7 protein-coding genes are annotated in these 9,914 nt (G+C 42.9%); 6 read left to right on the top strand and 1 reads right to left on the bottom strand.

What is annotated here, in order from left to right; all coding sequences use genetic code 11:
• Positions 1-329 precede the first annotated feature (329 nt).
• Positions 330-1,970, bottom strand: coding sequence for a pilus motility taxis protein HmpF (hmpF, locus tag IM485_RS11110; protein ID WP_104396689.1), 1,641 nt, complete (start codon positions 1,968-1,970; stop codon positions 330-332).
• Between the two features lie 649 nt (positions 1,971-2,619).
• On the opposite strand from hmpF, the gene IM485_RS11105 reads away from it, so the two are divergent.
• The 6 genes from IM485_RS11105 (at position 2,620) to IM485_RS11080 (ending at position 9,911) form a co-directional block, all read left to right on the top strand.
• The gene (locus IM485_RS11105) at positions 2,620-2,742 is read left to right on the top strand and encodes a DUF4388 domain-containing protein (RefSeq protein ID WP_287743028.1); all 123 of its coding nucleotides are present in this window, start codon (positions 2,620-2,622) and stop codon (positions 2,740-2,742) included.
• 356 nt (positions 2,743-3,098) lie between these two features.
• The gene (locus IM485_RS11100) at positions 3,099-3,464 is read left to right on the top strand and encodes a response regulator transcription factor (protein ID WP_104396690.1); all 366 of its coding nucleotides are present in this window, start codon (positions 3,099-3,101) and stop codon (positions 3,462-3,464) included.
• Positions 3,465-3,559: 95 nt separating this feature from the next.
• Positions 3,560-4,090, top strand: coding sequence for a chemotaxis protein CheW (locus tag IM485_RS11095; protein WP_287743025.1), 531 nt, complete (start codon positions 3,560-3,562; stop codon positions 4,088-4,090).
• A 93-nt stretch (positions 4,091-4,183) separates the two neighbouring features.
• A complete protein-coding gene (locus IM485_RS11090) occupies positions 4,184-6,838 on the top strand; it encodes a methyl-accepting chemotaxis protein (protein ID WP_287743022.1) in 2,655 nt (884 codons plus the stop codon).
• Positions 6,839-6,914: 76 nt separating this feature from the next.
• Positions 6,915-8,126 (top strand): glycosyltransferase, encoded by a 1,212-nt coding sequence (locus IM485_RS11085; RefSeq protein ID WP_287743021.1) that lies wholly within the window; start codon positions 6,915-6,917, stop codon positions 8,124-8,126.
• Between the two features lie 447 nt (positions 8,127-8,573).
• Positions 8,574-9,911 (top strand): AAA-like domain-containing protein, encoded by a 1,338-nt coding sequence (locus tag IM485_RS11080; RefSeq protein ID WP_287743019.1) that lies wholly within the window; start codon positions 8,574-8,576, stop codon positions 9,909-9,911.
• Positions 9,912-9,914: the final 3 nt, after the last annotated feature.

The following is a 9,914-nucleotide window of genomic DNA, read 5'->3' as shown; positions in this document are numbered from 1 at the left end:
TGTAGGGTTTTACCGATTTTGAAGGGGTCAATTACCTAATTTTCAGGGAAAAAGTCCCTGAATTTTCCCCCCGATCACTCCCATATCTGGTACTTTTTGATTTACAAAAACTCTAAAAGTCTTAACCAACAAGGGTTTTACTATTATTCAGCAAGCCCTAACTATCTGAGTATAAATTACTAATCCTAGTCTATACCACATCTAACCTAGAGTTAAATTGATCTAAATTATTTTATCCATAGATAAAAAGCTATAAAAGTTATCGGCAAGAAGGGCGAAATCTTTTTCTGAATTACCCTGTATTATTTGTTCAGGAACCCTAATTAAGCCTAACTGTTAATAGCGTAATCATAGGCAATAACATTAGACTCCATAGGTATAAACCAATGGGAGATATTTTCTAGTTTTTGACGGATTTGATCGAGATGATCCTGCACGGGTTGCAGGAAAGTTTCGTACTGTTGTATCTGAGTTTTTAAACGCACTAATGCCAGATTAGCATCGCGCCATTGTCGCTCCTGTTCTTCAAATTCACGAGTTTTTTGCTCTAAATCCGACCATTGCTCATCAATAGTATCTCTGTTTTTTTGTAAATCCTCTTGTAGCTCCTTGATTTCTGCGGCTAAACGTTGACTTTCTTGGAGATTATTTTGATAACTATCCTCCAGGATAATTAACACTGGTTCAAAGCTACATTTTTGGGCATCTTCTGGGGATAAAATTCCTTGTCTCCGGTGCAGAATTTTCAGATGTTGAGAGCGAATAGCTTGCCTTTCTCGAAGATTACGTCTCTGTCCGACCAAAGTTTCCGCCAGCATTCCTTTTCTCTCCTGTTCCTCGGCTAATTCTTCTGCTAAATTAGCTCGCTGGGATTCATCTATTGTGGTCATTCTTGCTTCTAATTCTTCCACGGTTTGGGATTGGAGAGTTAATTCTTCCTCTTGGTCATTGACAAAAAGTTCCAAGCGATCGAGGTCTGTTTGTAAATTGTTAACTAAGCTCTCCAATTCTTCCAAAGGCATTTTTTCAAGAGCTTCTAGATCGATTTTACCATCAAAATCTAGGTCTGCTGCTTGGGCGAGACGAAGAAGCATTTGTCGAGTAGAATCAGTGGTTTGTAGGGTGAGGTTAAGGCGATCAAATAATTCCTGTTTTTGACTCAGAACAGTTTCTTGTATTTGTAGTTGTATTTTTGTTGTATCCAAAGCACTGCGACTTATCTGTAATTCCCTAGCTCTTTGTTCGAGATGATTGAGCATTTGTTCATTGGCGACCTGACGATTTTCTACAGCTTTTTTCTGCTCCTCTAAACTCTGCCAACAACTATTTAAAATTGTCTGTTGTCCCTGCACAGATTCAAGAGTTGAATAGAGAATTTGTGAGGGAGAATTGCCCAGATCGTGATTATTAGCTAAACTCTCCGCTAGAGAACGAATAAATTGTTGTTGTTCTGGGGAAAGATTGGGGGAGGAGTTGAAATTTATTTGTTCTTCTTCCAGGTGTCGCTGTTGCTCGATCAATTGTTGTTTTAGGTTTTCCAGTTCTTGTCTTTTGCCCTCTAAATAATCGAATTCTGCTTCTATTCGCTCAATTTGCTCAATTCTTGCCTCCATTTCCATTTTCTGGCGGTTGAGAATCTCGCTTTGATAGGTGAGGGATTGTTTCCACTGATCGATTTTCTCTTGATCTTCCTTATTGCGCTCGATCAAACGGGAAATCTTTTGCAGTTGTCGCACCATCTCTGCTCCCGCTAATTCCGGGTTTCCTTGCAGTTGACGATTATCGCTCAAATTCACCAAAAGAAGCGCACCTTCTCCTATGGAGTTAGTTTCGTCGTAGGTTAAGATATCGTTCCCCGCTATGGCACTCCACGTCTGATCTTTATGCTGACAGGCCAATAGTTTCAATTCAGTTTTGTAACCGCTGATAAAACCTCTAGTCTGTTTTTTTACTTCTGCAAGGTATAGCACGAGTAGTCTTCCTGTGTGATGAAAGTTTTTGTAATTGATTTTAGAGAGAGTTGATGATCGAGGCTAGGAGCGGCCCGTCTATGGTTTCAGTGTACCCATCGGCTGCCAAAAAATTTTTATTTTCTATCATTCGAGTTTTTCTTTTTGAGACATACATTTGTTCTCAATTTTTCCTCTTACCCACTGGAAAATTTTAAATTTTTGAAGATTTTTCAGCCCCAATTTACTGACCTAGTCTCAAAAAATTTGGCAGTCAATCTCATAAATCGGCTGATGTTTTCTGACCCCTTTTACCTCTGGCTGCAGTTTGAATAAGCTGACCACACATCTAAATGATCGTTTAAGACGGCGTGAAAGCGAGAGGCAAGGATAGAAAGCTAGACCTTTTGTACTGAAAATTGCCAAGGCTAGTTTAAATGCAGCAAAGCTTACTGAAAAATATCTTACATAATTAGCTTATCAGATTTATTATTAGTGACAAGAGGAAGGAAGACAGCGTTTCTCCTCAAGATGAAGTATGACGAGATTTGGCATCATCTCCAGACTAACACCTCAAACCAGAGACTTCCTACCTCACCATTAAGATAACTGCTCTAGGTTATTCTAGACTAAAAGAAATAGCGTCTAGTGGGGGAGATTCCGAGAAATTATGCAAGGAAGCTTCAATGAGATTGACATTCCCAGTATTTTACAATTGATTGAACTAGGACAAAGAACAGGAGAACTATTGATGACGATCTCAGTATTGGTGAAAAAGTCGAGAGTATTTTAGAAAATTCTAACTATTCCGGGGGTCTTTTCCCTAAGAAGCTCTCGCTCAGGCCATAGAGATCGAAGCTGCTCTCATTCTCTGGGATATCGCCCTACCAAAACTCGACGATTTAACCAGTCAAGGGGGGGGCTGCTGGCAAGGGTAACAGCCAAAATGGTGGGGGCAACCGATTATTTAAGCAAACCTTTGAGCGAAAATGAGTTATGACTGCTGGTTGAGAGGGAAACCCCCTGATAAATTTCAGATTGCGTTGGAGGCAAAAAATGGGAGCAATTTCGGAGCATCGGGTCAACGGGAACTATTATCGCGCCTCTTTTTCCCTTGTTATGCTTGGCGGCCTAGCTAGGTAGGGAGTTATGAGGGAAATATTGCTGGTAGAAGACAGCCAAACGCAACGGGAACTGATCTGTGATCTACTCCGCAATAGCGGCATTAAGGTCACGATCGCCAAAGATGGGTTGGAAGCCCTCAAATATATTCAGAGAGGCAATCCCGATCTCGTTGTCCTCGATATCGTCATGCCCCGCATCAATGGTTATGAGGTGTGTCGTCGTCTCAAGTCGGATCCCAAAACCAAAAATATCCCCGTGATCATTTGTTCCTTGAAGGGGGAAGTCTTTGATCGCTATTGGGGCATGAAAATCGGAGCCGATGCCTACATTGTCAAACCCTTTAAACCGATTGAGTTCATTTGCACTGTTAAACAACTGCTGCGCCGATAAAATCGCCTTCACTGGGGACAGTCTAGCTATGCTATAGGTCAAGACGGGTAAAAACGCTGACCGAACTATTTATTAGTTGCAAGAGAACAAAACAAATGCTTAACGATACCGATTTTTTTACTGGTGACGCTCAAAATACCGCCCCCGACACTCAGGAATTACAAACCCCCGTCGGTGAACTACACTTGCGATTTTACCTACCCTCTCAGGACGAGTTTGCCCTTAGTGCGGTGGGCATTCGCGAGGTAATACAGCAACCACTCGATCGCATTACCCCAATTCCCAATGCTTCACCCTTGCTCCTCGGTGCGATCAATCTCCGGGGTCAAGTGATCTGGGTGGCGGATCTCGGCCAATTTTTGGGGGATAACAGCCGCTTAAATACCGATCGATCCGAAATTCCCGTAATTGTGATTGAAGAACAGGAAACGATCCTCGGTTTAGCGGTGCAACGTTTGGGAGATGTGGAATGGCTCGACTCAGATCAACTAGGTAGTGTCGTCAGTATTCCCGATCAGATTGCCCCCTATGTGCGGGGAAAGTGGATTCTGGGCCAAGAATCAAAAAAAACCTTAAGACTACTCGATCATCTGGCCATACTCCGTTCTACCCTTTGGGAGGCTTAAAACCTCAAAAAAATAGCAGAATAGCATTTATAGTAATTATTTCTTGAAACCACTAACTACTTGATCACTTTATCTTTACTAGGGGAGGGGCAAATGCCGTCAGGAAAAGAATATGCGAAACTCTATGGAAAGGCGAACACCGCCTATTGCCAGGGCAACCTTGAGGGTGCCGCCGTCATTGTCAAAGAAATGATCAGCAAGTATCCCGATGATCCCAACGTCCTGCTTTTACAGGGACATATTTATGTAGGACTACAACAATACAGCTTGGCCGAGGGACGTTACGAAAAAGTGCTGGAATTGGCTAAAAATTCTGCCAATTTCTTTGATCTAGTAGATTATGCTCGACGGGGTCTCGATCAGATTCAGCAATTGCGTTTTGAAGCCGAGAATGGAGATTTTATGATCGCTGCTGCGGAAAGCATCGCCTACAGTGAGGCAGCTTTCGATCCCAGTCAAGGTTTCAGCAATTCTTTGTCCGGGGGGTCGCAAGCGGCTGCTCTCGAGCGGCAACAGGAGGTAATGGACTGGGATAGTGGTCTTTTTAATGACGAGGATCTCGGAGAGCCTACGGCGGGTACAGTCGATTCCTATGGCGATGATTTTGGGGAATCCGAGGCAACCGCCTTTAGTTCCCTTATCCTGGCTGGTTCAGACTCTCAAGGTTCCCACTGGTCCGGGGATTTTGCGGATGGAGAACCCCCTTTCCCCTTTTTAGAAGCAGCGGAGATTGACTCGCTCCAGGAAGGGTGGGGCGGTGGGTTCGGGTCAACGGGAGAAGACACTTTTACGGCTGACTGGCGGGAAAATCCCCTCACCGGGAGAGATCAGGAGTTATTCTATGCCGATACCCTAGAACCAGGCACTTTTGCCATTGATCCGCAACCGCCCCACCGACAAGGGGCGAAAACTGGCCTTAATCAGGGCAGAGTCACTCAAAAAAGATACGAGGGAGACGAAGCCAGAGATTTTAGAGAACTAAAACTCAATGATGAGGATTTAGACGGTTTTTCCCAACTGCGTCTGACGGATATAGGCGAAGAAGTGGGGGAATCGGAGCTATTTACCGGTTCGGGAGAGGAAGCTTTAACTGCTGGTTTTGTCCCCGAACCCAGGGCGAGCCTTAATGCCAGTTCTGCTGTGGGAGAGCCTAGTTTTCATCCTTCTCGTCTAGAAATCCCCGATGACACAAGAGATAGTCATCTTGGTCCTGTTTCCGAGCGCCTGCTCCGGCCAGTGGTGGAAGTCAATCCGGGCAAATTGGCCTTTTTTGTCAATGCTTCTTTGGGCAAAAAACAACTAATCCTAGCGGCTTTAGCGGGTATTACCCCTGTAATCTTAATTTTTGCCGTTAGTACCACCTCTTGGCTATTTTCTCTATCGGCTGCCAAACCGGGCCCGAATAGCAAGGAAAAAACCGAAAAAGTTGCCCCGAAACCAGCCCCAGCCAGCCTTTCCCCTTTCAGTCAACCGCTACTAACCGAGATGTTACTAACTGGACTGGGAACCTTTGCCCTGACTTGGCTAGGTTTACAGTTGCTAATTAGTCAGATTAAGCGCAGTCTCGACGATTTGCAAAGCCAATTCGATCATATCTCGGAAGGCAATTTTAAGGCTAAAGCGACGATCTACTCCGAAGATGAATTCGGTCAACTGGCCAATAGTTTCAATCAGATGGCCCGGGTAGTGGCAACTACCACCACCCAGGCCCAAGGCCGCGCCGCCGAAACGGAACGGGAACGGAAATATCTACAAAGGCAAGTGATTCGACTTCTCGATGATGTGGAAGGAGCGGCTCGGGGGGATCTGACCGTGAAGGCGGAGGTAAGTGCCGATGTTTTAGGGGCGGTGGCCGATGCTTTTAATTTGACTATCCAAAACCTGCGCGAAATTGTCCGACAGGTGAAAAAAGCGGCAAAACAGGTGAATCAAGCCAGTACTAATAGTGAATCTTTCGCCCGCAATCAGTCTAGCGATGCCCTGCGGATGGCGGAGGAATTGGCCGTCACCCTTAATTCGGTACAGATGATGACCGACTCAATTCAACGGGTGGCAGAAAACGCCAGAGAAGCCGAAGAAGTCGCCCGCACTTCCTCGATTACCGCTCTAAAGGGGGGTGATTCCGTGGAAAGAACCGTGGCGGGAATTCTGCAAATCCGCGACACCGTATCAGAAACGGCGCGAAAAGTCAAGCGTTTGGCGGAAGCTTCCCAGGAAATCTCGAAAATTGTCGCGGTAGTCTCTCAGATTGCCTCGCGGACTAATTTATTGGCTCTTAATGCCTCGATTCAAGCGGCGCGAGCGGGAGATGCGGGCCGCGGTTTTGCGGTGGTGGCCGATGAGGTGCGTCAGTTGGCCGATAGAGCTGCTAAATCTCTTAAGGAAATTGAACAGATCGTTTTACAGATTCAATCGGAAACGGGTTCGGTAATGACGGCAATGGAGGAGGGGATTCAACAGGTTATCGATGTCACCGAGCGCTCGGAACAGGCGAAGAAGTCCCTAGAAGATATTATCCAAGTTTCTAACCGCATCGATACGCTGGTGCGATCGATTACCGCCGATACGGTCAAACAACGGGAAAATTCCCTCAATGTCGCCCAAGTTATGCAGTCGGTGGAGTTAACCGCTCAGGAAACTTCCCAAGAATCTCAACAGGTGGCGGGTTCTTTGCAAAAATTGGTGAGTATCTCCCGGGAGCTGCTTTCTTCGGTAGAACGGTTTAAGATAGACTCGGAAGATAATTAATAATCGATGAGTGGTAATCAGTGGGTTATTGATCAGCTGCTATCGCTCAAGATTAACCGCTAGAGTTGATAAAGTTATGCCTAAACTTAGTCTCTGCATGATTGTCAAAAATGAAGCCGAAAATCTCCGGCGCTGTTTGGATAGCGTTAAAGAGGTGGTGGATGAGATGATCGTTATGGATACGGGTTCGACCGATGATACGATTGCTATTGCTCAAAGTTACGGTGCTATAGTTCCTAGCTACAATTGGCGGGGTAATTTTTCCGATGCCAGAAATGAGGCTTTAAAATATGTTACTGGTGATTGGATTTTAGTTCTTGATGCCGATGAGGAATTAAATCCCGCTATCGTACCGAAAATGCGTCGGGCTATGGAAAAAGAGGAAAATTTAGTTATTAATTTAATCCGCCATGAAATCGGAGCCATACAATCACCCTATTCTCTAATTTCGCGGCTATTTCGCCGACATCCTCAAGTCACTTTTACCCGTCCCTATCACTCAATTATTGATGATAATGTGGCTATTTTATTAAAAAAAGAGCCTGATTGGAAAATAGTTGAACTGTCAGAAATTGCTATCTTTCACTACGGTTACACCGTCGATAAAATAGCCAGCCTAGATAAGTTTGAACGGGCAAGAAAAGCGATGGAGGGCTTTTATCAACAACATCCCCACGATCCCTATGTGTGTAGTAAATTGGGAGGGTTATATCTGAAGATTGGCAGGGATAAAGAGGGTTTTAAGCTGCTCAAACATGGTTTAAAATGCCACGGTTCTAATCCACATATTTTATACGAGTTATATTATCATCTCGCTAATTATTATTATTCATTGGAGGAATTTAAGCAATCAGCCGATAATTTTATTAAAGCGATTAAGCAGCCAATTTTAGATAAATTAAAACTTGGTGCCTATAATAATTTCGGTGGGTTATTGTACGAAGCAGAAAAATACGAAGCTGCCTTATCTGTCTTTGATAAAACCGTAGAAATTGATCCTAGCTATGCCGATGGTTACTATAATTTAGGACTGGTTCTCAAACAACTGCACCGGCTACCAGAATCGATTAAAGCTTATAAAAAAGCTCTCAAGTTAAACCCCGATAATCCTGCTATTTACCAAAATCTAGGGGTGGCTTATATAGCTTTCGGTAGTTATAATGAGGCGATCGAGATTTGGCAAAAAGGCCTACAATTATTGAAAGATCAGGGTAATATCTCTCGCGCTGAAATGCTGCAAGAAACCCTAAAAGCTCTGGGAGCAAGTGCATTGAGGGATGAACAGTAACTGTTCACCGTTGTTGGCAAGATTGGGAGCAGCCACTGTACTAAAATTCTCAATAGGCAGTTGAAATGTAGTACATCTGATTGCCAAAATCCTGTCTAGTCAACTCCTGTGAGGATTTTTCCGAATTAATTGTTAATAGGATTATCGAGGAGTTAGACGCTGAAGACTCAGGGGTTTTGATAGAAATTATCAAGAGATAATTGCTCGCCGTGTAATTGACCTTGACAAGAAATGCTATAATTTCCTAGCAAGGGGGGAAACTAATCCCTCTCAGGGTTGCCATCGCACAATTTTGTCGGTTACTGGTTCTCGTCAGCTTGTCTGTCAAATATACCAATTCTATTTTGAATCGGTGCTGTTATATCAAGATTCAACATTTCTGGCTGCAACGGAACTGGAAAATCAAATAATCTATTCCCTCAAATCTTCTTACCTTAGAGAAAAATAATGAAATTCGAGGAAATCCAAGAGATTCTTAATGGGCAACTGCTCAAGCTTGAGAATCGCTGTCTCAATGACACAGAACAATTATTATTGCGAGGACTTTGGCAGAAAAAGAACTATCAAGAAATTGCCCAAGAAAACGGTTATAGTAGCGGCTATCTTGCCAATGTAGTTGCCCCAGGACTCTATGATAGAGTCTCGCAACTGATCGGAGAACCGATCAATAAGAAAAATTTTTTATCTAGACTACAATCTCATTTTACCAACTCCACATCGCTTCAGTATTGCGGTCAGGAATATCTCCAAAATGAGCGGCCAGAATACCCCGATGCTCCTGTTCCCTATAATTCTTATTATTATCTAAAACGAACAAAACTTGAAGCAAAAATTATCGAGGAAATCGGTCAATCTGGTGCTTTAGTACGCATTAAAGCTCCTAAAAAATGGGGAAAAACCTCTTTATTATTAACAATTTTAGAGGCTTGTCAACAACAATTCGGTTATCAAATTGTTAGTTTAGATTTACAAAAAGCAGACCAAGACATCATAGCAAATTTTAACAAGTTCTTACGCTGGATCTGCCGTAATTGCGCTCGGCAGTTGAATTTAGAAGCCAAATTAGATGATTATTGGGATGAAGATATAGGAATTAAAATGAGTTGGACAATTTATTTTGAAGAGTATATTTTACGAGAAATAAAACAGCCACTGGTATTGGCTTTCGATGAAGTACATCGAGTCTTTGAACATCCGAAAGTAGCAGAAGATTTTTTACCTTTAATCAGAGCTTGTTATGAAGAATCTAAGCGATCTCCCCTGTGGCAGAAATTACGTTTAATTATTGTTCAATCCACAGAATCTTATGTTTCTCTGCGATTAGAACAGTCTCCTTTTAATGTGGGATTACCCATAGAGTTACAGGGTTTTGGTCAAGAACAAGTGGCAGAATTGGCAAAAAAATATCAATTAAATGAATTAGCAACCAACGAAATTCAACAGTTGATCGACTTAGTGGGGGGACATCCTGCCTTGATTCATTTAGCGATTTATCATCTTAGCCAAGAGCAAATCACGATGCCAGATTTAATCAAATCAGCAACTACATCAACGGGAATTTATTCCTCTCATTTACAGCTTCACTGGGTCACTTTACAAAAACAACCTGAACTTGCCGATATTTTTCAACAGATTTGTCAAGGGAATCAACCAATGATAGTCGATCCAATTATTGCTTATAAACTTAATAGTATGGGTTTAATTAAACTCAGAGAAAATCAAGCAATTGTCAGTTGTCAGTTGTATCAAAAGTACTTTATAAGTCAATATACTGGTTCAGTATAAATA

The organism is Microcystis sp. M169S2 (genome assembly GCF_020245865.1).
GTDB lineage: Bacteria > Cyanobacteriota > Cyanobacteriia > Cyanobacteriales > Microcystaceae > Microcystis > Microcystis ichthyoblabe_A.
This window is presented reverse-complemented; position numbering and strand designations above follow the sequence as displayed.